Below are 22,957 nucleotides of genomic sequence, written 5' to 3'. Positions count from 1 at the left end.
CGCGGCGCTACCCCGACGCTTCGCGTCGAGGAACGGGGCGGGTCGCTGCGCTCCCCGCACAGGAGCCGCTGCGCGGCTCGAAGGTAGTCGCGTAGCGTTGCCGTCGCCCGCGTCGCTTCGCTCCGCTCGAAATCGAAATTACAGACCCACCAACGATTTTCAACGTCACCATCGAAGCATCACCAGCAAGCACCGAGAGGCGGGGGTGTGCTACGCGCGCCGTGCACACCACCACAATGCCGCTCTCAACCCGTCCGATGTCATGCACCCATCATACCCCACCGCACCCCCACCACCAAAAAACACACGACAGACAGAATCTCTAAATACCCATCACCCCAACATAAACCGATACCACTACCAACAGTCCATGATCAAACCAACGGTAATCCGCCATAACACAATATAATTCACAATAAACGTTGCAGCACAACATAATTCAAAAACCACCAGAAACGGGCCACACCAACCACCCCACACAAGAGCCGGCACCACCCGCCGGCGACCCCACCACCCACACGGGACATGCCATCACCCCAGGTCACCACACCACACAACCCCCACACCCCACCAGAATGCAGGGGCCTCCACACCAACAACACCGCACTACGCCACACTCACAAGCGGGAACCGGCCCGCCTCTCTCGGGCCGGTCCCCACCTGCATCACTCCCGAACCAACACCTCCGCACCCGGATCAATCGCATCGAGATACGTCACCAGCATGGGGCACACACCGCCTGATGGTGCGGCTGCCCGCGAAGCTGCTCGCCGAGTCGGTGGCTGCGGCTACACGATCGAGCCGTACCTCGAGGCCGAGAAGTCGGGTACGCACCTCGTCCTCGACTTCACCAGCGAGGATGACTCCGCGGAATTGGGAGTGTCCGATGAACGGTGGATCCGCCTTGGCATCAGTCAGATTCCACTCGGTGTGATGCGGCCTTCGAATGTAATCGCGAAGGCGTTCAAGGCAGGCTTCCACCTCATTGCCCATCGTGCTCTTCCCTTGCCGCTGGGGTCCAGTGCCCGGGTGGCGAGGTAGAGGCATTTGAGGGCGGCTTGCTCGGTCGGGAAGTGTCCGCGGGCCCGAACTGCACGCCGGTAACGGGCATTGACCGACTCGATTGCGTTGGTCGAGCAGATCACCCGGCGGATCTCGACGTCGTAGTCGAGGAACGGAATGAACTCGCTCCACGCGTTCTCCCAGAGTCGGACGATCGCCGGGTACTGGTTGCCCCACTTGCCCGCGAACTCGGTGAACCGTTCCTTGGCCGCGGACTCCGACGGTGCGGTGTACACGGGCCGCAGATCCCGGCTCATCTCGTCCCAGTACTTCCGTGACGAATATCGGAAGGTGTTGCGAATCAAGTGAATAATGCAGGTCTGCACCACCGCCAGATCCCAGACCGCCGCGATCGCGTCGGGCAGGCCCTTGAGCCCGTCGCAGACCACGATGCACACATCGGCCACCCCACGATTCTTGATCTCCGTCAACACGGCAAGCCAGAACTTTGCGCCCTCGCCGCCGTCACCGGCCCATAAGCCGAGGATGTCGCGTTCACCCGAGATGGTGACCCCGACCGCGACGTATACGGGCCGGTTGGCGACCTGCCCGTCGCGGATCTTGACGTGGATTGCATCGATGAACATCACCGGATAGACCCGATCGAGCGGACGATTTGCCCACTCGGTCATCTCGGAGATGACCTTGTCGGTGATCCGACTGATCGTGTCCTTCGAAACGCTCGCCCCGTAGACGTCGGCGAAGTGAGCGGCGATCTCCCCGGTCGTCAGCCCTTTCGCGCTCAACGACAGGACGATCTCGTCCACCCCGGTCAGGCGTCGTTGGCGTTTCTTGACGATCTGCGGGTCGAACGAGGCATCGGTGTCTCTGGGAACCTCGATCCCGACCGGTCCGATCTCGGTCAGGACGGTCTTCGATCGGGTTCCGTTACGGGAGTTGCCGCTGCCTCGACCTGCGGGGTCGTGTTTGTCGTAGCCGAGGTGCTCGGTCATTTCCGCATCCAGTGCGGTTTCGAGCACGTTCTTCGTCAACTGGTTGAGCAGGCCGTTCGGGCCCATCAAGTCGATACCTTGCTCCTTGGCCTGGGCCAGGAGCTGCTCGGCGAGCTGCTGTGGATCCACCTCGGTAGCCATGGGTTCCAGTGTCTCGGTCATCATCGATCCTTCCCGCCAGGCTCACGCCTGGCGTGTCAGACCAAGGTCGAATCCACCGTTATTCCGACAGTCCCACCCGAAACGCGACAGACCCCCTTAGAAGGGGTCACAGTTCGAGTGGGGTCCCCACGTAGTTCTCGGCGATGAGGGTGCGGCCGGCGACGGAGCGTGTGACCATGTCGAGTTCGGCGACCTGGCGCTTGTGGCCGAATCCGGTGTCGGCGGGAAGTCGGTGCAGCATCGAGGACATCCACCAGGAGAAGTGCTGGGTCCGCCACACGCGTGGAAGGACGCTGTCGGTGTAGCCGTCAAGCCCGGATCGGCTGCGGGTGGCGAAGTATTCGGCCATCACCTTCGACAGGTGGTACACGTCGGCGATCGCTAGGTTCAGTCCCTTGGCGCCAGTGGGGGGAACGGTGTGGGCAGCATCGCCGGCGAGGAAGAGGTTGCCGTGCTGCATGGGTTCGCACACGAAGCTGCGGAACTGCAGGATCGACTTCTGGAAAATCTTGCCGTCCTTGATCTCCGCGCCTTCTCCGTCGACGCGGGCATGCAGTTCCGACCAGATGCGGTCATCGGACCAGTTGTCGACCGAGTCGTCCGGGTCGACTTGCAGATAGTGCCGCTGGACCTCGGGGGTACGGGTGCTGATGAGCGCGAAGCCGCGTGGATGGTTAGCGTAGATCAGTTCCTCGGACGACGGCGGGGCCTCGGCGAGGATGCCGAACCAGGCGAATGGGTACTGGCGGAAGTGATCGGTCCGCACAGTTGTGTCGGGGATGAGCCCGCGGGTGGAGGTACGGGAGCCGTCGCACCCGGCGACGAGCGCGCAGGCGAGCGTCTGCTCGTTGCCGTCGGCGTCGAAATAGGTGATCTTCGGGTTGTCAGATGTATGGCCCAGCACCTGCACGCCGGACACGCCGAAGCAGATGTTGCCGTCGTCTTCGAGACGCCGGGAGATGAGGTCCTTGAGTACCTCATGCTGCGGGTAGACGGTGACGGCGCGACCGTTCGTGAGTTCGTCGAAGTCAATGCGGTGGCCACGACCGCCGAACCGAAGTTCGATGCCGTGGTGAGTGAGCCCTTCACGCTTGATCCGGTCGCCGAGTCCGGTGTCGATCAGCAGGTCGACGGTGTTCTGCTCGAGCACACCGGCCCGGATCGTGCCCTCCACCTCTTCGCGGGTTCGGGTTTCGAGCACGACAGAATCGATGCCCTTCAAGTGCAGGAGATGGGACAGCATCAATCCTGCGGGGCCCCCGCCGACGATCCCGACTTGTGTGTTCATGCGCAGACTCCTCGCGTAGTTCGTGACACCAGTCACTGTGCTACGCACCGTGTGATCACAACACCCCTTCTTTCACTGAGCGAAAGAACGGCTACACGACACCGCGGGAAATGCCCCACGCTGCAGCCCTCACCGCCGGGATCAGGGGTCCGGGGTCCTTCTGCCTCGGAACCACGACCGACACTGCAGCGACGACCTCCCCCGTCGACCGCGACACCGGTGCAGCCACGGCGAGCGTTCCGATGTTGAGGTGTTCGCGACAGGTGACCCACCCGGTCCGGCGAATGTCGTCGAGCGTGCTTCGAAGGCGATGTTCGGTGGTGATGGTCGAGGGAGTGAAGCGTTCGAGGCCTGCCATGAGAACCTCGCCGAGCAAGTCCACTCCGCCGAACGCCAACAACACGAGACCACCACTCGATGCGTGTAGCGGCAGTCGCCCGCCCGCCCGACCGACGACGGTGACGGCCCCGCGCGCCGACAGGCGCTCGATACAGAGCGCCTCGAGATCTTCCCGGACCACGAGCTGGACATTCTCGCGCGTCGCTTCGTACAGGTCCTCGAGATACGGCAGCGCTACCTGTCGCAGTCCATGGGCGCGTGGCGCGAGCGCACCCAGCTCCCACAGCCGTACTCCGATCTCATAGTGCCCGTTGTCGACGCGTTCGAGCGCCCCGTTATCAACTAGTTGACGGCACAGCCGGTGCACCGTCGGCAGCGGCAGTCCGGTGCACCGGCTCAGCTCCGACTGCGACAGTTGAGGGCGCTCCGAGGTGAACGAACCCAGAATCAGGAATGCGCGCCCGAGCATGCTGCGATTGTCTCCGGACATGCCACCAGTATCCCCGGGTGCCCCTTGGGGGTTGAAGCAGTCGCCGCAGGTTGTCTTCCGATCTATCGTCGGACATCGAATAGAACGCTCGAGTATCGCTGCCTTGAGGTTGGTAAGCGCCGCCAATGGGGTGCCTCGCGCGAGCCATGAGCACTGTTGGAGGCCGCCGGTTTCAGCGGCCGGCGTTTCGGTGCAGGCGTTTGTGCCGATTTCCACTGGCGACTTCGACTTGGTTCGAAACCGAATCTCGTTGTCTCAGTATCAAAACGAGCGGTGTTCGAGCAGACGACCGATGACGGGCTTGTCACCGGATACACCACACCATGGTGCGCAAGTCGGCTCGATCGAAGGGGACGCAGCCTCGGAGTTGTGTTTTGCATTGCCCGGTGTCGAGTCGGTCGACCACGCCCGCGATCACATGGCCGCACGCAAAATCCCGTCGCTGGCAAGACCTTCATCCTCGGAACTGGTCGCCGACGAGGCCGTCAATCTGAAAGCGTGCCTTTTGCGCTTGCCGCAGATTGTCCAGAAATTGAACACACACAGTGCGTGATCCCAATCACTATGAGTGCGCCCACGATCCGCGCCCACGAGGAGCCCTAGGAAAGACTGTGTTAGCCGGTTCACCGCGTCCAGCGTGGTCGACCGCCCGGACGAGCATGCCCAGTAAATGCGGTGCCGTACGCCACGAAATTGGTGTATCGAGCGGAATCTACAGAGCTCATACCCGCCGTGTAGGGGCGCGCGAAGTCTGCCTTCCGCCCGCCTGGCCAATCTGAGGCAGTTCCCCTTTTTCGTTCGCACCCACTGAAGAAGACAGAAGGAGTCATCAGATGAGTTACCCGTTTTTCTCGCAGGATTGGTGCGACGCCGCCAAGTCCGTCGCCAATGCCAACACGGCGACGTACCGGGGTTTCAAGGATCCTGCGACATTCACCAACCGAATGGCCTTCGGCACCCTCGGTCGCGAAGACCTCGTCACACATGTGGAATGGAAAGCCGGACAAATCATTTCGTGGACGCCTGCTCAGTTCGACGAGACTGATTTGTGGGTGATCATCGATGCGGCTCTACCAACGTGGCGCGAATGCGCCGAGGGCGTGTCCGAGGGCAAAAAACTCCTGATGGCGGGGCAATTGAAACTGATGAAGGGACCTATCGAGAACGCGGACGCGTTCAACAGCTTTCTCCGGTCGTGGGGGCAGGTCGATACCGACTGGAACGTGTGATCTAGTCCAGCGTCGTTTCGTGCAGTTCACCTCCCGAGGCGAGTCCCGTTAGAGCCTCACTCCCTCTGTCCTGAAAGGCCCCTATCCATGACAACTGATGCTCCCGCCAGGTATCCCGTCACCCTCTACGACGGGCCGGAAGCAAATGGCGTCGCCACTATCGTCGGCACGCTGCTCAGTCAGAATTTCGAAAGGTTTCCCGACCGTGTGAACATCGCGCGCAGAATTTCACGGCCGCTCACCATTGTCAGTACCGACACAAAGGCCGCGTGCACCATAGTGTTGGGAACCGACAACGCAGTGGTGTTCAACGATGTTGTCGGCAGGCCGAGTGTGACCGTCTATGCCACCGTCGACCAGATCCTCGATGTTTCACAGTTGCCGATGAAGGCAGGCGGATTGATACCGCTGGGCCTTTTCACCAATCGAGGCTGGAGGGTGCTCAAAGAGATCGCTACTCGCCAGCTCGTCATCAAGGGCTTGCTTGTCCACACGGTGACGGCTCTGCGGACCATTGCTCTTGTCTCGGTTGTCGACTGATGACAGCACTGTTCGGACGCAACCGTCACAGCTCCGCAGCGAGCTTCGACGATAACCCCGCGGACTCGCCTGGATGGCCCGTGCCAGGCGTTCAAGGTGCGATAGATGCGCAGTCGGTCAAGGCGGCGCGTAGGACGAATATTGCGCGCGCGGTGCTGGTGGCCGCCTTGATTCCGCTCGGGGCGTTCTACCTCGCGCCCCGGGTGTACAACCTCACCGCCACCCCGTATCGGCTCGATCAAGCGGTGGTCTCGGCCGACAACTACAACCCGGCGTTGACCGAACTAGTCGAGCATGAGCAGGTGACTGTGTCGGCGTTCACTGCTCTGGACAAAATGGAGGCCGCTCTGGCCAGCGTGCACGCCACCGATGCAACAGTCGCCGCCGAACTGAAGACATTGACCGGCCAAATCAGCGGCGACATCCAAGCCACCCTCGACCTTGCCGGTACGAATGTCTCCGAACTGGTGACGTCGTTGGACACTCTTACCGCGCAAGTCAATTCGTTGCAATCGCCGGTCGACGGCGCCACGGCGGCGTTGGACGGCAACACCGCCGCCATGGAAGTCATTCTCGCCGATGCGCGTTCGACTGCGGACCTGGTCCACAGCGCTCGCCTGTCCGCAGAAGAGTCCGCCAACGATCTGTCCGGAAAGTAGGGAGTAAGCAGTGATTCTCTTCGGACGGCGCGGAGGACCCGCCCGTATGGCGCTCTCCGTCGCGGCGGTCGGCGCGCTGAGCCTGTTCGCGTTCGTGATCGTCAACCTCAACACCCGTCTCGATAACCAGCAACGGGTGAACCTGACCAGCATCGCCGCGTCCGAGGACATCGTCGCGGTCAACGACAAGCTCACCGGGGAATTGGGGCAACTGACCGAACTGACGCGCACTGCGCAGGGTGCCCTCGACGCCACCGCGGCGCTGGGCCCGCTTCTTACCCGGCTCGACGAGGCGATCGGCCCCGCAGCGCAGATGCTCTCGAGCAACACTTCCGGAGCCCAGGTGACCAACGAGCAACTGGGCAACATCCAGTCCATTCTCGGAGAGGTCCAGAACACGGTAGTTCCGCTGGTGACCTCGGCGCAGACATTCGGCGACCAGGGAACCCAGCTGCTCTCGGTGGTGCAGGCTCTGGTCGCGGACCTCCGCAGTTCGGTGACCTCGGTGCAGACGATCAACCAAATGCTCCCGCTCCCGGGCTGAGCGCGAATGCCCCTACCCGACCCACTTTCCCCGTTCCTACTCCTGTTTGGACACACCCGATGAACCAGGGCTACGACCCTTCGCCCGAGCGCCTTCCGGATCCCACCCACGATGACTACGACGGGTCGACTACGGTGCCGACGAGGCGAAAATCGGGGTTTCGGCGACGGACGGACGTGCCGCCCTCGATGATCACCACTTCTTCCGGTTTTGCGGTAGCCACCGAGTGGCTCGGCCGCGCAGCTGCAGTGCTGGCCGTTGTGCTGTTCGCCCTGGTCATGATGACTATCCACAAGGGCCTGCGGGTGCAAGAAAGCGCCCGCGCCACCGTGGAAAACTTCCGCATCACCAACGAATTCTTCTCCCAGCGTACCGATTTGACCGCACCTGCGACTGCTCGCCGGCAACTCGAGGAGTTGGCCGGCATCCTCGGTCAGCTCAACATTGCCGCTGCCAGCGATGTCGATCATCTAGCCGCGTTGCTGCCAGACGCCCAGGCTCTGGTCGCCGCCGGTCAGGGCGATGCGCGGATCGCGCAACAACTCGAGACGGTGGCCACCACGCTGCAGAGTTCGGCGGCATCGCTGCATGAGATCTCGTCGAGCGCCAACACGACCGTGTCCTCTGTGGACGGCGAACTGAGCCAGGCCATCGACTTGGTCAACCAACTCAACGCCGAATTGATCCGCACCACGAACAAACTCGCGTTTGTGCCCGCACAGGACGCCCTGATTCCCGCCCCGACCGGAGGACCACGATGATCTCGAAGAAGCAATGGGTCGCCGTCGTCATGGTGGCAGGTGCTGCGCCAGCCCTCGTTCTCTGTGCTGTCAACGGGTTCGTGCCCGGACTCGACGACCTCATGGATCCACTGGGCCGCCCGTCGGCGCTCAGCCAGGAATTGATCACCTCCGCTGGACAATTGGACGAGCTGACATCCGTCTTCGTTCCCAAGCATGCGCAGTTGTCCGGTGACATCCAGGCGCTCATTCCGCTCGCCGATGATCTCGAGTCGCTCACCACCAAGGCGGCGGAGCTGCCCGGCAAGTCGAGCACTGTCAACGCCTCCACCCGGGACGTCAGCACAATCGCCGGCCCGTTGCCCGACCTGATTGCCGCTGTCACCGCGCACTCAGACCGCGCCGCCCCGACGGTCGGCGGACTGTCCACCGCAGTCGAATCAGTGACCACCCAACTTCAAAGCATCGAACAGAACCTGGGCGCGGTGCAGAGTGCCGTCGGTGAACTTGGCCCTCGAAGTTCAGCGATCGCGTCGACCCTAGCCAACATCGAAGAGGAAGCCCGGCACGTCCAGGTGTTCGGGCCACTTCTTGCCCTGATCGGCCCGCCGGTCAACTCCTTGAACCTTCCGCCGCTGGGTGTGCCTGCATCCGGCACAACCCCGTGATCCCGACATTCCGACACACCTTTTCGACAAACGAAGGAGAAGGCCCCATCATGTTCCGTCTTTCCTGGGCGATCGCCCTGGGTTTCACCATCGCCATGCTGACGGGCATTCTGATCGTCACCCGCGACCTGAGTATCTCCAACGACATTTTCAAAGACGGTGTCGCCCAAGCAAGAATGGTCAACAACACCACCGACGAGGCGCTGGACGGAGCAGCGCAACTGCCGCCTGCGAATGAGGCCATCCATCACGGCATGCCACAAGTGGTCGGCGTGATCGACTCGTTGACCCGCGCCGACACAACCTTGGGGTCTCTCGGGGACCAGCTGGCGGCACTGTCGATTGCCCTGCAATCTGCTGATGCCCCACTCCAAGGCATCGTGGCGGCGGGCCAATCCGCCACCGAACAGGCGAACGCCGCAGCCGACCCCGCCGAATCGGTCGCCGCCACTCTCGTCGCGGCCGATGCCAAGGCGCGTGCCCTTGGACCCTTGCTCGACCAGACCCTCGCCCTGAGTCAGACCATCGACTCGAAACTGCGAATTTCGTTGATCCTGCCCGTCATCGGCAACTAGTCTCTCGATCGCTTGTTGCGAAAATCGGTCGACAACGCGCCATGAGGGGGAGGCCCACGCCATGCATATTCGGCTGCATCGCGACATCGGGTTGTTGCTCTCATCTGTGAGTGGTCGCATCATCGGGGGAGCGCCCTCCCTCGCTCCGCCCGGTTTGTGCCCTCACATGCGCCACGTCGCTGTAGATCTGCGAACGCCACCGCCCCGGAAACGATTACACGTTTCCGGGGCGGTGGCTGATTTTCCGAATCGGTGAGACGATCCGCACTAGGATGAAGGCAGCGTCGAACTCGACACTGCCTTCATCCTGAGCGGCTTAGGCCACCGCCACCTCACGTAGCTTCTTCCCTGCCTCAGCACGACGATGCTTCTCCGGAGTGGAGAACTGCGGGTCGGGCAGGATGCGTTCCTGGATGTAGACCACTGCCGCGAAGCCGAACTCCATCACCTTGCGGATAAGAACATTCGGGTAGGGCAGGCGATGAACGCGGTGTGGTGGTTCGTCGAGCAGTGACAGGATCATCTGTCGGCCCAAGAACCGGGTTCCCTTGGGAAACCATCGATGGGTGAACTGGTCGATGATCGCCTCGCAGGTGGCGGCACCCGCTGCGGTGTACGGATAGTCGATCGCCTCGTACTTGTCCATATACTCGAGCATTCCGTCGAAGCTGCTGGGGAAGTCGGAGATCTGGGCGTCGAACACGGGGGTGCCCGGTCGCGAATCGCGGTTTTCCCCGCGGAACAGTTTCGCGATCTCCTGCCAGTACAGGTGGGTAGCGATCTTCTGGTTGTCGGTGTAACCGGAGAGGCCGACCCTCAGCCGCAGTCGATGCATGTCGGCGCCGATCCAACACATCGTGTACGTGAAGTCCTCCAGGCTCGTATAGCGGCCTGGGTATTTCTTGGCGATGCCTTGGTGGATGGCGTTAACCTGCTTGATCGACTTCTGGGTGGCCAGATCGGACGGGCCCAGCTCGAACCACCGCCAGAAGTGCTTGGCGGTGTCGGATTCACGTTTGTCCGGATGATGGATCGCTTTTCCGGTGTTGGACCGGTACATGACCTCACCACCGTGCGGGGGCAGGATGAAGTGCGGAAAGCCTGTGGTGTAAAGGAAATTCATCATGAAGTCGTTGACGTAGTAGCACGTCGACAGCTTCCAGATCTTCTCATAGTCCACGTACGGATCAAGGCTCTCGCGTTCTGCGACGATCCACTTGTATCCGGTCTTCTCCGTTGAAGTCGTCATGGCTGTGTCCTAGCTGTAGATCGATTTGATGTTCTGGAAGTTCGCAAGTGAATCGGGGCCGAGTTCGCGGCCGATGCCACTGTTCTTGACTCCGCCGAAGGGCGAACTGGGGTCTGGAAGATAGGTGTTGATACCGACGGTCCCGGTCTGGATCCGTCGCGCGACGTCGAAGCCTCGGTCCGGGTTGGTCGTCCAGACCGTTCCACCAAGTCCGTAGTCGGAGGCATTCGCAATCCGTATCGCATCGTCGTCGTTGTCATAAGCGATAATCGAGAGCACCGGTCCGAAGATTTCTTCTTGTGCGATGGCATGGTCGTTGTCGACATCAGCGAACACCGTGGGCTCGACAAACCAGCCTTGGTCAAGTCCGGCAGGTCTGCCGCCTCCAGTGACCAGGCGCGCTCCGTCGCCGAGGCCCTTGGCGATGTAACCCTCAACGCGGGCACGGTGGTGTTCGCTCGCCATTGGCCCGATCTGCGTCGTGTCGTCGAGCGCGTCACCGACTGTCAGTGAACTGGCCAGCGCTTCGAATGCTCCCACGACCTCGTGGTAACGACTACGGGGCGCAAGGATTCGTGTTCCCAGAAAGCAGGTCTGCCCGTTGTTGAGAAGTGTTGCACCGAAGAGCTTGTCACCGATCTCAGCAAGGTTGAGATCGGCGTCGTCGAGAATTACCGCGGCGGACTTGCCGCCGAGTTCGAGCGTGACCGGGCGGAGCAGGCGGCCGCACGTTTCAGCGATCGAACGCCCTGCAGCTGTCGAGCCGGTGAAGGCGACCTTGTCGATGTGCGGGTGCGCGATCAGGTAGGCCCCGACCTCGCGGCCGCCAGGGACGATGTTGATCACCCCTGCCGGCACGGACGAGTCCGCGACCGCCTCGGCGAACAAGGCAGCATCGAGGACGGTTTCCGGGGAAGGTTTGAGGACCACGGTGCACCCGGCGGCGAGGGCGGGCGCGTACTTGAACGAGGCCAGGGTCTGGGGGAAGTTCCAGGGTGCGATTGCGGCCACGACGCCGAGAGGTTCACGGCGCACGGTAGTTGTACCACCAAGCAGATGCGGGTGGGACGCTTCAGCGGAGTCGGTGCGGACCACGCTCGCGTAGTAGCGGATCACCGCGACCGGGAAACCGGCTTCGAGCTGCCTGGCGATGGCGATCGGCATGCCGTTCTGGGCCGAAACTCGGCGGGCCATTTCCTCACTGCGGGCCTCTAGCTGGTCGGCGAGGCTGTCGAGGGCATCTGCCCGGTCAGCAGCACTCCACTGGCTCCAGCCGGACGGGTCGTCGAACGCCGCACGCGCCGCAGCGACGGCCGCATCGACGTCGGCCTCGCGTGCCTCGGGAACGGATCCGATGTGTTCTTCGGTGCTCGCTGAGATCACGTTGATGCGATGTGAGGAGGTCGGCGGGATCCACTCGCCCCCGATGAACAGCGAGTCGATGTACAGCGTCATTGCAAAACTCCTTCAAACAGGATCGATAGTGAACCCATAGTGACCCCAATCACGTCTGAATAGTGTTCGCGTTCTGGACACTTTTCGACCACCGCTGGTGCTGTTCAGCCGAGAATGCCCAGCTGGCTCATCCGCTTGTACAGGGTGGTACGACTGATACCGAGGTTCTTCGCAGCGGCTCGCTTGTTGCCGCCACTGCGGTCGAGTTCGAGCTCGATGGCTTCGCGTTCCGCCCGCTGCAACGGGCTCATCTCTTGCCGGTGCCCAAGGCACAGCGTCGGTAGCTGATCCGCGGTGATGTCGCCCGAGGAGCGCTGCCGTACGGCGTCCTCGAGGATCATCTTCAGCTCGGCAATATTGCCTGGCCACCGGTGGCGGGTGAGCACATCGACGGCGCCGGTGGTGAGTCGAACGCTGTCCGCGGCGCCGATCTCCCGAAGGATCTCCCGCGCAAGCTGGGGGATTTCGTCGGCACGTGAGCGCAGGGAAGCGAGGGTGATCTGTGTGCGGCAGTGTGGAACGATCCGCCGGTGTTCGGTCGCGTCGACATCGAGGGTCCCGCTCGTCAGTGCCCACCATGCGCTGCTGTCGGCGAGAAGGTCGCCGACCCGGCGTGCCATCGCGGGAGGTAGGAGGTGGAAGTCCTCCACGGCGACCAGCCCGGTGTGGGTGTCCAGGGACTGGCGCAGATCCTCGAGCCAGTGGGCTGCAGGGGCGTCGGTGAGGACGGTGGCACGGTGCCAGCTCACAGGCGTGTCGGCGGCCAGGTTTGTCAGGGCGCGACTCTTGCCGGTGCCCTGATCCCCGGTAATCAAGGTGGTGAAGCGGTGTTCGCGCGCAGCGGCGAGTCTGCCGGCGACCGTTCGGGTCGGAGCGGTCCTCACCTCCCGCCTGTCCACTACCGAATGGCGGTGCCGGGGTGTCGCCACAGGATCGAATTCGAGAACGACCCCGCCGCGTGAGGTCACCCGTCTCCAGATCGTCCGCACTGCCAACCCAGAGTTGAGGGTGAGGTCCTTGGTGAGCTGGCGTCCGCTGGGCGTTCCTTCGGTCACTGCCCGCAGAACGGTGTGATCGACTGACTCGAGGACCTGCTGTGCGGCGGTGTTGGCGAAAAATACGTCTTCCCCGATCGCGATGACCGGCGCGCCCCGCCTGCGGGAGACAGCTTCCTGAAACGCCGCGAGCAGGGCGGTCTCGGTGGATCGGGCGCCTTCGAGCAGTCGGCGGTGGACATCCTCGACGGCGCGGGTGAGCATCGGCCGAAGCAGGGGACTGTCGTCCTCACTGAGGAACGTCACGTCGATCACGCCTTCGAGCCGCCGAGTGGTCGGATGGGTGATGGGATACCCGTAGCAGCTGTACTTCTTCATCGCCTCCACGAAGTGCTCCTCCCCCCGCACTGCGAGGGGTCGGCGTGTCTCGTACACGGTCGCGATGGAGTTGGTGCCCGTGTTCTCCTCGGTGAACAACCGACCCCGGATCGCGCCGTCTTCCTCTATACGGTCCTGGATGCGGCGTTGACCGACGCGCAGATCGATCAGGCGTGCGTCCCGATCCGCAAGCAACACGCAGTAGCGGGTATCGGCGAGATCGTCCTGCATGCGGTCGAGAATCGGAGTGGCCGCGTCGAAGAGTCGGCTTCGTCGATCGGTCTCCTCGATCAACGCCGAATCGAACGTATCGTCAGGGCGGAGTCCGCTGAGCATCGAACGTCGCCAGGACAGTGCGATCTCCTCGCGCAGCATCCCTTGCTGTGCCGAGAGCTCACCTCTCGACTCGGGGGCAGGTTGGACACTCATGGGCAGACCTTCATCACTCCCCGATCACCATCGTCCTCTCGTTAGTCCGGCTGGACCCGGATCGGGATCGTTTCCCACGACCGCAGAGTGTTGTTGAGGTGCCGGCGGGGGGTGCCTGCGAACTCGATCGTTTCCACCCGTGCGGCGAGCGCGGTCAACAAAGCCTCCGATTCGAGGCGGGCGACATGCTGGCCGACGCATTGGTGGATCCCCATCCCGAACCCGACATGGCCCGACGGATTGCGTGAGAGATCGAAAGTGTCCGGGCTCTCCCACCTGCGAGGATCACGGTTGGCGGCGCCGAGGAACATCAGAATCTTGCGGCCGTCCGGGATCAGCGTGCCGCCGACTTCGATGTCGCGGGTGGCTGTGCGGAAGAACGTCTGTACCGGGGATTCCCACCGCACTGCCTCGTCGAACGCGGTACGGGCGAGCATCGGATTCGCCCGCACCCGCGCCCACTGATCCGGGTGAGAGGCGAAGGCATACAGCACCGCGGCCAGTCCGTTGACGGTGGTGTCCACTCCGGCCGACAGCAGCGAGCGCACGACGAGCGGTGCCTGCTCGTAGGTGATGTCACCGCGGTCCGCGGCCGCCCAGATCTGCGCCCCGAACCCGTCCTCGGAGAGCACGTCGCGGGTGCATTGCGCGTTGACCCACCCGGACAGCTCCCCGACGCGGGGTGCACCCTTCTCTACGAGGCTGTTGACGGGACCGAACGCATTGAACAGGTGATCGCCGTAGGGCAGGAGATTTTCCCGCCCCGCGTCGGGGATACCGACAGCGTCGGGAAAAACGCGCAGCGGGAACGCTGCCGCGAGCCGGGTGACCGCGTCGAACTCCGTTCCCGCCTCCAGGACCTGGTCAACGAGAACCTCGGCGTCCACCAGCCACGAGGCGCGCAGCTTCTGCAGCGCCCGCGGGCCGAGAACCTTGCTGAGCACCGACCGGGGTGCGTCATGGTGCGGCGGGTCGGCTTCGAGCAACAGACTCGGTGGCCGCCACGGCTTTTCGTAGCGGAAGTTGCTCAATCCGACACCGGCGGCCGATTGGAATCCCTGCCAGTCGGTCAGCGCGGCGTGCACCTGCTCGTACCTGCCCATGGCGAACACCTCGTACCGGTCGAGGTAGACCACCGGTCCGGCGTCACGCAGGTCGGACTGAAAGGGCAACGGGTCTTCGAGGATGTCGAGGCCGAACGGGTCGAGATGACTGACCGGCACAGCAGGAGTGGGGGCGAAGGTGGTCACGGAAAATCTTTCGTCGGAGGGTGTTCTCAGAGATCGAGAACGAGGCGGTCGGAGCAGGAACGGGAGACGCAGATCAGCATGCACTCGCCGGTTGAGCGTTCGTCGTCGTCGAGAATGGAGTCGCGGTGGTCGGGGGAACCGGACAAGACCGCGGTCTCACAGGTTCCGCACGTCCCCTCGCCACAGGAGGACAACACGTTCACTCCGGCGCCCTGCACCGCGTCGAGGACGCTGATGTCGGGGGTGACCGTTACCATCAGCCCGCTGCGGGCGAGTTCGACGTCGAACGGTTCGTTCCGCACCGGTGCGCACTGCTCCTTGGGAACGAACCGCTCCATTCGAAGCATGCCGACCGGCCAATTCACGCAACACATTTCAACCGCGTTCAACAACGGTTCGGGACCGCATACGTACACCTTGGTCTCGGTCGCGGCGGCCGCGGTGAGCCAGGTTGGCAAATCGAGAAGCCCGCACTCGTCCTGCGGCATCACGGCCACCCGATCGCCGTAACCGGCGAGCTCACCGAGGAACGCCATCGACGAGCGGGTCCGCCCGCCGTAGAGGAGCTGCCAGTCGATGCCCATCAATTCCGCCTGCGCGATCATCGGGATCAAAGGAGTGATGCCGATACCGCCGGCAATGAACAAATACTTCGGTGCGGGCGCCAAGGGGAAATTGTTTCGGGGTCCGCCCACTCCCACAATGTCCCCTACCTCCAGCCAGTCGTGAATGAACGCCGAACCACCGCGGCCGTTCGGTTCGCGTAGCACTCCGACGCGGTAGCTGTAGGCGTCCCAGCGGTCACCGCACAGGGAATACTGCCGCGTGGCACGCGAGGGCAACATCAGGTCGATATGTGCACCCGGCGCCCAGTCGGGCAGCCGACGGTTGTCGGGGCGCCTCAGGGTCAATGCCACGACGCCTTCGGACACAACGTCTTTCGCGGTGACCCGTAATGCAGAGTCCGCCAGTGCGCCGGCGGGCAGAGGGCTTGCAGACATCTGAACTCCTTGATCTCGTCTTCAGATCGAGGATCCTTCGCCGGGCCACCACACCGCCAGATCATTCTCATTAAATGAGAGAGAATTTGTGTCTCCAGTCACTATCCTGCGCGAATGTGGGATGCCATCACACGTGAGATGCCCCGCCCGGCGGCCTGCAACGCCGGGATCTGCGCGTAGGCGGAGGCGTCGTTGGGAACAATCAATGCCACCGCTGCAATCACGGTGCCCTGGGCATCGCGGATCGGGACCGCGATACCGGTGGTCTCCGGATATATGTGACCGGCACAGAATGCGTATCCCTGCCGGCGTACCTCCGCCAGCGCAGACCGGAGCTGCCGCGCGCTGCGGATGGTCTTGTCGGTGTAGACCTTCATCGGCTGGCCCATCACACGTTCCTGCAAATCAACCGGACCATAAGCGAGCAGGACCAATCCGGAGGACGACGCATGCAACGGCAACCGCCCCGCGATCCGGGAGTAGTTGATCGCCGCCCCGGAAGCGGTCAGCCGCTCGATGAACAACACCTCGTCGCCTTCGAGGACCGCAAGCTGAGTGTGCTGCCCCACCACCGCGTGCAGGTCTTCCATGAACGGCATCGCCGCTTCCCGCAACCCCACGGCCGCCGAGGCGCGCGAGGCAACCTCCCACAACCGCACACCGATCCGCACCCGCCGGCTCTCCCGTTCGAGCCACCCGCATCCGACCAGTTCCTCGATCAAGCGCGAGGCGGTCGCAATGTGCAGCTCAGATCGCCGGGCGATCTCCGAAACCGTCAAGGTGGAGTCGTCCAACCCGAACGACTCCACGATGCGTACTGCCCGAGCTAGTGCTGACTCACCAGTGTGAACACGTGCCATAAGATTCCAGCCTTCCTGCCTACACCCGGGCGCCACAACAAGCACACCACGAACTCTGCCGCCAGCCCCATGGCTCATCGCGCGTCGGCGTTCAAAAATCGAACACCCCATCCGGTTGTGACGTGGTGCACACTCGTGATGGCTCCCAAGACCGAGAAGGAGGTGCCAAGTTGTCCACACTCACTCAGTGGGAAGCGTTTCAGTCCGGCTCGGACACCGTCGGCGTCGGCCACGACGTGCTCACCTCCTGGCGCCGGTCGAAGTGGAGCGGCATCAACCCGCACGATGTGCCGATCCCCCGTGCAGACGTCCCCGACGACTCACCGTTTCACCGCGCCGCCACACCGGTTCTTCTGCGCATGGCCGAGGCGTTGTCCGACTCGAACACCAGCTTGGCGCTCGCCGACCGGAGGGGCAATGTGCTCTGGCGATGGACCAGCGACCGACAGCTCGGCAACGACCTCGACGACGTCGACATGGTTCCCGGCGCCATCTTCGACGAAGCGCTCGTCGGCACTAACGGCATCGGTACGGCGCTCGAATCCGGCAAACTCGCTGTCGTCATCGGCTCCGACCACTACGTGGGGTCCTTTCACCGATGGGCCTGTGCCGCAGCGCCCGTCCGGCACCCGCTGACCGGCAAGGTGGTAGGCGTCGTCAACCTCACCTGCCGCGCCAATGAGGCCAACCAGTTCTTTCGCTGGGCGGCGCAGTCGATGGCCGACGACGTCAGCGGGGCATTACGCGCCGACGCCACCACCAAAGAACGACAACTCTACGACGCCTATCTGGCCGCCCGCAGACACTCATCAGCACCGCTCGTCGCCCTCGACGAGCGCACCTTCATCGCGGACGAGCTCAGCTCGAACATCGGCCTCGAACATCGAACGATATGGCGCACCGTCCGCACCCTGCCCTCCGGAAGCCGAATTGATCTCGCACCTACCCTGTCCGCCATGGTGATTCGAGTCGACGAACACGACCCGTCCGCGGGTGCCGTTCTCGAGATCACCGCCGAATCCACCACTCCCCCAATACCATCCCCACCACCGGCACTGACATCCGAAAACTTGATGCACCGGCATCTGAGTCCCCTCGAAGTCGCCGAATACGAGGTCGTCAAAGCGGCTATGACCGCCGCCGACGGCAACAAGACAGCCGCCGCAGCGCAGCTGGAGATATCTCGGGGAACGCTGTATCAGAAGCTCGACAAATACCGCCTCCTCGACCACTGAACCCTTCACCAAGACCCGGCCTGAACCCTCAGCCTCCGGGTCGATCACGCACGCCCAGTTCACCTCCCGCAGCACCAAACAGAAGGAAAGAAACTATGACTGCCACCACAGCAACCGCCTACGACGCGTTCGCCAGTTACGTCCCCGACGAAGGGAACGTCTGGGTTCCCTGGGACGAAGCCAGCGGCTCGGAAATCAAGCTCGTCAAACTGAACCCGTCCACCGGCGAGATGATCGTCTTCATCAAGACTCCTCCGGGGAAGACGCTGACCAAGCACTTCCATCCAGGAACGGTCATCGTCTACGTCGTCCAGGGGCAGTGGACCTACAACGAAGGGTGGGTCGCCGGACCCGGCGACTCGGTCGTCGAGGCCGCCGGCTCCACCCACGCCCCCACCATGCTCGACGGCGACGAACCCACCATCATCTTCGCCGTCATCCAGGGCTCTCTCGAATTCGTCGACGACGCCGGCAACCGCGTCGGTTACGACAACTGGCAAACCTTGCTCCAGCGCTACAACGACCACTGCGCATCCATCGGTGTCACTCCCCGAGACCTCACCACCTGGTGACCCTGCCGCAACCCATATTCAAAAAAGACCACAGGAGAAACCTCATGACCTCACTGCTCGGCCCCGACCATTCCACCCTCGAACAAACCCTGCAGGACTACCAACTTCCCGACGCCTACCTCGACGGCAGCGAAGCAACCTCCCCGTGGATCCCGTACGGCGGACCGAATATGTACACCCGCTACCTCTCCTTCGACCCTCGACTCGGACAGGCCCACACCCTGCTTCGCTCGTCGGTACCCGCCTCGATCGGAAAGCACAAACACCGTTCGCCGATCACCGGCTACACCCTCTCCGGAAGCTGGGGTTATCGCGAATACGACTGGGTCGCGAAGCCCGGCGACCTGGTCCAGGAAAGCCCCGGCACGATCCACACTCTCTACACCGATGATCCTCAAGGGTTCTCCGCCTACTTCGTGATCAACGGCTGCATCGAATTCTTCGACGACGACGAGAACGTCGTCGACATCCACGACGTGTTCTGGTTCATCGACCACTACCTACGGCACTGCAAGGAGAACGATTTGCCGGTCAACAAAGACCTGTTCCGCTCGTAAAGGCCATAACGGTGCGCCCCAAGCTGCTCGGGGCGAACAGAAAGAGATATTCGATGTTGCTTGAAGGACAATCCGGTCTCGTCACCGGAGCAGCCGGAGGTATCGGCCGCGGAATCGCGACCACGCTCGCGGCAGAAGGCGCCGCGGTCGTTGTCGCCGATCTGGAAAGATCCCGCGAAGGCGGTGAAGAGACCGTCGCGATGATCGAAGCCAAGGGCGGCCGCGCCATCTTCGTAGCATGTGATGTCACCTCACCCGAAGAAACGCAGTCGCTCGTTAACCAGTGCATCGACACATACGGTGAACTAGATTTCGCCGTCAACAACGCCGGGGTCGCCGTGGTCAAGCCCCTAGCCGAGAACACCGATGAGGACTACCGCCTAGTGACCAGCGTCAACCTCGACGGAACTTTCTACGGCATGCGGGCCCAACTCAACCACATGGCTTCCCGCGGAACCGGTGCGATCGTGAACATCGCTTCCGTTGCCGGACTGGCAGCAGTCCGCAACATTGGCGTCTACACCGCCACCAAACACGGCATTATCGGCATGACCAAGAACGCGGCAATGGAATACGGCGAACAAGGAGTACGCATTAACGCAGTGTGCCCCAACGCAATCCGGACACCGCTCCTCGAAGGCGCACCCGAAGAATTCCGAGAAGGCCTCATCGCGCCGCAAGCGATCAAACGACTCGGCGAACCCGAGGAAGTCGGCGACGCTGTGGCCTGGCTGTTGTCGGACAAGGCCGCCTACATCACCGGGGTCGCACTGCCTGTGGACGGCGGCTACCTGACAGGGCCATAACGCCGCGCCAGCCGCACCTACGCAAAAATTCCGTCATTCCCGTCTGATGCCGATCGCCGCGAGATCGCCAAACAACAATGGACCTCGCGGCGATCGGCATCGGCAATTCACGAGCACGATTCACGCTACGTCGAAGCAGCGAACGTGACGCACGGCGCGCCACCCACCGGCGCAGGGTCACAACCGACGCACCGCCTGTATCAGACACCTGTCGATCAGTGAACAAAGCCAACCCCTCTACCACCGGGAACACCACCCGTGTGCAGGTTGACAGTTCAAAGGAGAATTCATGCGCGCAGCAATGTATTTCGGAAATCAAAACGTCGAGGTGATCGACGTACCCGATCCCACACCCGCCGCCGGGCAGGCGAAGATCAAGGTCAGCTTCAATGGTATCTGCGGATCCGACCTGCACGAGTATTACACCGGCCCGGTCTACATTCCGAGTGAAGCACATCCACTAACGGGGCAAAAGGCTCCCCTGATCCTTGGCCACGAATTCTCCGGTGTCATCACCGAACTCGGAGACGGCGTGGATGCGTTCGAGGTCGGAGATCGCGTTGCTGTCGAACCTTTGTACTACTGCGGTGAGTGTTCCCGTTGCACCGCAGGAAATTACAACACCTGCAGCCAGATCGGTTTTCACGGATTGATGGCGGACGGTGGCATGGCCGAATACACGGTCGTGCCGGTTGGAATGCTGCACAAGCTCCCCGACGACTTTCCCTTGGATCTCGGCGCGCTCGTCGAGCCGATGGCGGTCGCCTACCACGCGGCACGTCTCGGGGATCTGTCCCCAGGTGATACCGCGATTGTGTTCGGCGCCGGCCCTATCGGAATCGGTTTGTGGTTCGCGTTGCGCGGGATGGGAATCGATGAAGTTGTCGTCGTCGAACCGTCGAGTGAGCGCCGCGATGCCATCGGAAATCTCGGTGCTCACGTTCTGGATCCCAGTTCAGAGGATGTAATTGCGGTAGTCATCGAAAGAACGAAGGGCCGTGGTGCTGACGCGGTATTCGACGCTGCAGGAGTGCCGGCGGCCGTCGCCACCGGCCTGAGCTGCCTGGCCGGTCGATCTCCTTTTGTCAGCGTCGCTCTCTACGAGAAGCCGATCGAAACGCCACTGATCAACTTGATACTCGGGGAATCGCGTATCCAAGGGTCCATGGGATATACATCGACCGACTTCGAAGCTGTCATCGAGTTGATGGCCAAGGGACACTACGACACAACGGGATGGGTAACGACCGTTCCCCTCTCCGACGTCGTCGATGAAGGATTCGACGCTCTTCGAGATGGAAAAAAGATGAAAATTCTCGTCGATCCCACATCTTGAGTATCCAACTCTATCCGCACGGATAGCGGTTCCTTTATACGGCGACCATTTCGCTGCACTCATGTCTCATCCGGCGCGTATTTCGGGCTCGCCGCAGGTCCCGGCGAAAAGGCGTCGTCGTGTTCTGCGTTCAGCGGCACCTCGGAGTTCTTTAGGGTTGACCAAACGGAGCGGGCACGATTCCCGCACGTATCCCGATCGCGCTGGCCTCACCTCGGTTGGATACGTCGAGCTTTTTGAGCACGCTAGCGACGTGAAACTTGATGGTGCTCTGACTGATTCCAAGTTCTTCCGCGATAGCTCGGTTGCGTTTTCCCGTAGATAGATGAGCGAGTACTTCGAGTTCTCGCGGATTCAGGGTGGACAGGAGGTGCTCGTCGGGGCGGGCCGCGGGTGGGTCGAGAGGAATTGTGAGCGTTACACGGCTTCCCCATCCGCTGATCGATTCGATGTCGATCCGACCGCGCAATGTGTTCAGGCGGCCGGACAACTGTCGGGTCAGGGCAGTGCGGTCGAGAGTTCCGTGGCCCTGGTCGCGAAGCTCGATCAGAACATTGTCACCGTCGCAATCCCAGGCGATACGCAATCGACGTAGTTCCGGTTGAGCACCGAAGGCGAGAACGACGGCACGGACCATCGCCCGCGCCGCAGCCGCCACCTCGCCCGGCAGCGGACGTCCGTCAGCCGGCGGGTCGGCGTAGTCGACTTCGACATCCCGATGTCGCAACAACGGGCGCAGTTCCCCTTGCAGCCTGGCAAATGCGGTCGTCACGGCTTCCTCGGAGAGAACTCGGTCTGCATCGCCCGCAGACCTCAGAGTGATCAACGCGGCTGACGCCGTCTCACTTGCTGTGATTCGAGCACGACGATCGTCGAGATCGTTCGAGCGGAGCGTTCCGAGGATCGATGACAACGTCGCCTCGTGCAGTTCGGTCAGTTCGGCGATGGTGCGGGCACGTTCGCTCGACGCGGCCCGCGACTCGGCAAGGTAGTCAGGGCTGGCCTGCGCGACTTGTTGCTGAATGGAGGTAGCAACAAGTCCGAAAGCTGCCGCGATCTCGTCAAGCGCGGCCTCGACGCCTTCGGAACCAGGTGCCACGGACTTAGGCGACCGCGGTACGAGAACGAGCAGGGTGTCGCAGGAATCGCGAACCGCCCAGAGACGGCGACTTCGCCCCGCGAGCGTGGCGAGACATTCGCTTCCCTCCCCCAGACTGATGGTCTGCTTGATCGTGTCGAGTTCGTCGATGGTCACCCGGTCGACGAGCTCCCGGTTTCCGGCCACCTTACGAGGTCGTCCGGTGCATTCACGGGTGAAAATGATCAGGGCCTCGTGCGGCCAGAGGTGCGTGAGAAACCGCGAGAATCGGACGGCGATGTCAGGGAGAGGTCCTGTCAGCACCTCTCGCATCGCCGTCAAGGTATCGCCCTGCAGTCGATCAGCGCCCTCTGGGATAACCACAATTCTCAGCCTAAGCCAGGTGTGCCTCTGCGGCACTGTCCGAAAGGCTAGTGCGAACTCGCCGGGCGGCCGGGTGCCGGTGCGCACTTCAGTCGGCAGCCTTGTGTTCACAGCACCACCGGA

At 62.5% G+C, this 22,957-nt stretch carries 23 protein-coding genes; 13 read left to right on the top strand and 10 right to left on the bottom strand.

Going from position 1 to position 22,957, the window contains the following annotated elements; all coding sequences use genetic code 11:
• Positions 1-914 precede the first annotated feature (914 nt).
• From ACZ46K_RS01750 to ACZ46K_RS01740, 3 genes are all read right to left on the bottom strand, one after another.
• Positions 915-2,177 (bottom strand): IS256 family transposase, encoded by a 1,263-nt coding sequence (locus tag ACZ46K_RS01750; RefSeq protein WP_054805188.1) that lies wholly within the window; start codon positions 2,175-2,177, stop codon positions 915-917.
• Between the two features lie 106 nt (positions 2,178-2,283).
• Positions 2,284-3,465: a 4-hydroxybenzoate 3-monooxygenase gene (locus tag ACZ46K_RS01745; protein WP_464743508.1), complete on the bottom strand. Its 1,182-nt coding sequence runs from the start codon at positions 3,463-3,465 to the stop codon at positions 2,284-2,286.
• A 91-nt stretch (positions 3,466-3,556) separates the two neighbouring features.
• Positions 3,557-4,294, bottom strand: coding sequence for an IclR family transcriptional regulator domain-containing protein (locus tag ACZ46K_RS01740; RefSeq protein ID WP_054805189.1), 738 nt, complete (start codon positions 4,292-4,294; stop codon positions 3,557-3,559).
• A 292-nt stretch (positions 4,295-4,586) separates the two neighbouring features.
• Between ACZ46K_RS01740 and ACZ46K_RS01735 the strand changes: the two genes are divergently transcribed.
• The 8 genes from ACZ46K_RS01735 to ACZ46K_RS01700 all read left to right on the top strand — a co-directional run bounded on the left by ACZ46K_RS01735 (position 4,587) and on the right by ACZ46K_RS01700 (position 9,249).
• Positions 4,587-4,847, top strand: a complete 261-nt coding sequence (locus ACZ46K_RS01735) for a hypothetical protein (RefSeq protein ID WP_054805190.1) — start codon at positions 4,587-4,589, stop codon at positions 4,845-4,847.
• 280 nt (positions 4,848-5,127) lie between these two features.
• Complete coding sequence (locus ACZ46K_RS01730) at positions 5,128-5,523, top strand: hypothetical protein (RefSeq protein ID WP_054805191.1); 396 nt, start codon at positions 5,128-5,130, stop codon at positions 5,521-5,523.
• An 87-nt stretch (positions 5,524-5,610) separates the two neighbouring features.
• Positions 5,611-6,063 carry a hypothetical protein gene (locus tag ACZ46K_RS01725; protein WP_464743506.1) on the top strand — a complete coding sequence of 151 codons (453 nt, stop codon included), beginning with the start codon at positions 5,611-5,613 and terminating at the stop codon, positions 6,061-6,063.
• The gene (locus tag ACZ46K_RS01720) at positions 6,063-6,722 is read left to right on the top strand and encodes a hypothetical protein (protein ID WP_054805192.1); all 660 of its coding nucleotides are present in this window, start codon (positions 6,063-6,065) and stop codon (positions 6,720-6,722) included. The genes ACZ46K_RS01725 and ACZ46K_RS01720 overlap by 1 nt, the downstream gene beginning before the upstream one ends.
• Positions 6,723-6,732: 10 nt before the next feature.
• Complete coding sequence (locus ACZ46K_RS01715) at positions 6,733-7,266, top strand: hypothetical protein (protein WP_054805193.1); 534 nt, start codon at positions 6,733-6,735, stop codon at positions 7,264-7,266.
• Positions 7,267-7,325: 59 nt separating this feature from the next.
• Positions 7,326-8,027 carry a hypothetical protein gene (locus ACZ46K_RS01710; protein WP_054805194.1) on the top strand — a complete coding sequence of 234 codons (702 nt, stop codon included), beginning with the start codon at positions 7,326-7,328 and terminating at the stop codon, positions 8,025-8,027.
• Positions 8,024-8,674, top strand: a complete 651-nt coding sequence (locus tag ACZ46K_RS01705; RefSeq protein ID WP_464743503.1) for a hypothetical protein — start codon at positions 8,024-8,026, stop codon at positions 8,672-8,674. Before ACZ46K_RS01710 ends, ACZ46K_RS01705 begins: the two co-directional genes overlap by 4 nt.
• A 50-nt stretch (positions 8,675-8,724) precedes the next feature.
• The gene (locus tag ACZ46K_RS01700) at positions 8,725-9,249 is read left to right on the top strand and encodes a hypothetical protein (protein WP_464743501.1); all 525 of its coding nucleotides are present in this window, start codon (positions 8,725-8,727) and stop codon (positions 9,247-9,249) included.
• A gap of 316 nt (positions 9,250-9,565) precedes the next feature.
• On the opposite strand, the gene ACZ46K_RS01695 is transcribed toward ACZ46K_RS01700, so the two are convergent.
• From ACZ46K_RS01695 to ACZ46K_RS01670, 6 genes are all read right to left on the bottom strand, one after another.
• The gene (locus ACZ46K_RS01695) at positions 9,566-10,498 is read right to left on the bottom strand and encodes a hypothetical protein (protein ID WP_464743499.1); all 933 of its coding nucleotides are present in this window, start codon (positions 10,496-10,498) and stop codon (positions 9,566-9,568) included.
• Between the two features lie 9 nt (positions 10,499-10,507).
• Positions 10,508-11,953, bottom strand: a complete 1,446-nt coding sequence (locus tag ACZ46K_RS01690) for an aldehyde dehydrogenase (RefSeq protein ID WP_054805197.1) — start codon at positions 11,951-11,953, stop codon at positions 10,508-10,510.
• A 104-nt stretch (positions 11,954-12,057) separates the two neighbouring features.
• Positions 12,058-13,755: a sigma-54-dependent Fis family transcriptional regulator gene (locus ACZ46K_RS01685; RefSeq protein WP_464743497.1), complete on the bottom strand. Its 1,698-nt coding sequence runs from the start codon at positions 13,753-13,755 to the stop codon at positions 12,058-12,060.
• A 41-nt stretch (positions 13,756-13,796) separates the two neighbouring features.
• Positions 13,797-15,005 carry a cytochrome P450 gene (locus tag ACZ46K_RS01680; protein ID WP_464743495.1) on the bottom strand — a complete coding sequence of 403 codons (1,209 nt, stop codon included), beginning with the start codon at positions 15,003-15,005 and terminating at the stop codon, positions 13,797-13,799.
• Positions 15,006-15,031: 26 nt separating this feature from the next.
• Complete coding sequence (locus tag ACZ46K_RS01675; RefSeq protein ID WP_464743492.1) at positions 15,032-16,006, bottom strand: PDR/VanB family oxidoreductase; 975 nt, start codon at positions 16,004-16,006, stop codon at positions 15,032-15,034.
• A 101-nt stretch (positions 16,007-16,107) separates the two neighbouring features.
• Positions 16,108-16,866, bottom strand: coding sequence for an IclR family transcriptional regulator (locus tag ACZ46K_RS01670; protein ID WP_464743490.1), 759 nt, complete (start codon positions 16,864-16,866; stop codon positions 16,108-16,110).
• 170 nt (positions 16,867-17,036) lie between these two features.
• Here ACZ46K_RS01670 and ACZ46K_RS01665 point away from each other — a divergent pair, with 170 nt between their 5' ends.
• From ACZ46K_RS01665 to ACZ46K_RS01645, 5 genes are all read left to right on the top strand, one after another.
• Positions 17,037-18,101 carry a helix-turn-helix domain-containing protein gene (locus tag ACZ46K_RS01665; protein ID WP_464743488.1) on the top strand — a complete coding sequence of 355 codons (1,065 nt, stop codon included), beginning with the start codon at positions 17,037-17,039 and terminating at the stop codon, positions 18,099-18,101.
• A gap of 95 nt (positions 18,102-18,196) precedes the next feature.
• Positions 18,197-18,673: a 2,4'-dihydroxyacetophenone dioxygenase family protein gene (locus ACZ46K_RS01660; RefSeq protein WP_054805203.1), complete on the top strand. Its 477-nt coding sequence runs from the start codon at positions 18,197-18,199 to the stop codon at positions 18,671-18,673.
• Between the two features lie 44 nt (positions 18,674-18,717).
• Positions 18,718-19,230: a 2,4'-dihydroxyacetophenone dioxygenase family protein gene (locus ACZ46K_RS01655; protein WP_054805204.1), complete on the top strand. Its 513-nt coding sequence runs from the start codon at positions 18,718-18,720 to the stop codon at positions 19,228-19,230.
• A gap of 53 nt (positions 19,231-19,283) precedes the next feature.
• Entirely contained in the window at positions 19,284-20,036 is a 753-nt protein-coding gene (locus ACZ46K_RS01650) for an SDR family NAD(P)-dependent oxidoreductase (RefSeq protein ID WP_054805212.1), read from the top strand.
• Between the two features lie 289 nt (positions 20,037-20,325).
• Entirely contained in the window at positions 20,326-21,372 is a 1,047-nt protein-coding gene (locus ACZ46K_RS01645; RefSeq protein WP_054809625.1) for a 2,3-butanediol dehydrogenase, read from the top strand.
• Between the two features lie 151 nt (positions 21,373-21,523).
• Here ACZ46K_RS01645 and ACZ46K_RS01640 read toward each other — a convergent pair whose 3' ends face one another.
• Positions 21,524-22,783 (bottom strand): helix-turn-helix transcriptional regulator, encoded by a 1,260-nt coding sequence (locus tag ACZ46K_RS01640; RefSeq protein ID WP_054805205.1) that lies wholly within the window; start codon positions 22,781-22,783, stop codon positions 21,524-21,526.
• Between the last annotated feature and the right edge of the window lie 174 nt (positions 22,784-22,957).

The sequence above is a fragment of the Rhodococcus sp. JCM 9793 genome (genome assembly GCF_055380405.1).
The sequence above is the reverse complement of the archived record's forward strand: the minus strand, read 5'-3'. Positions and strand labels throughout refer to the sequence as shown.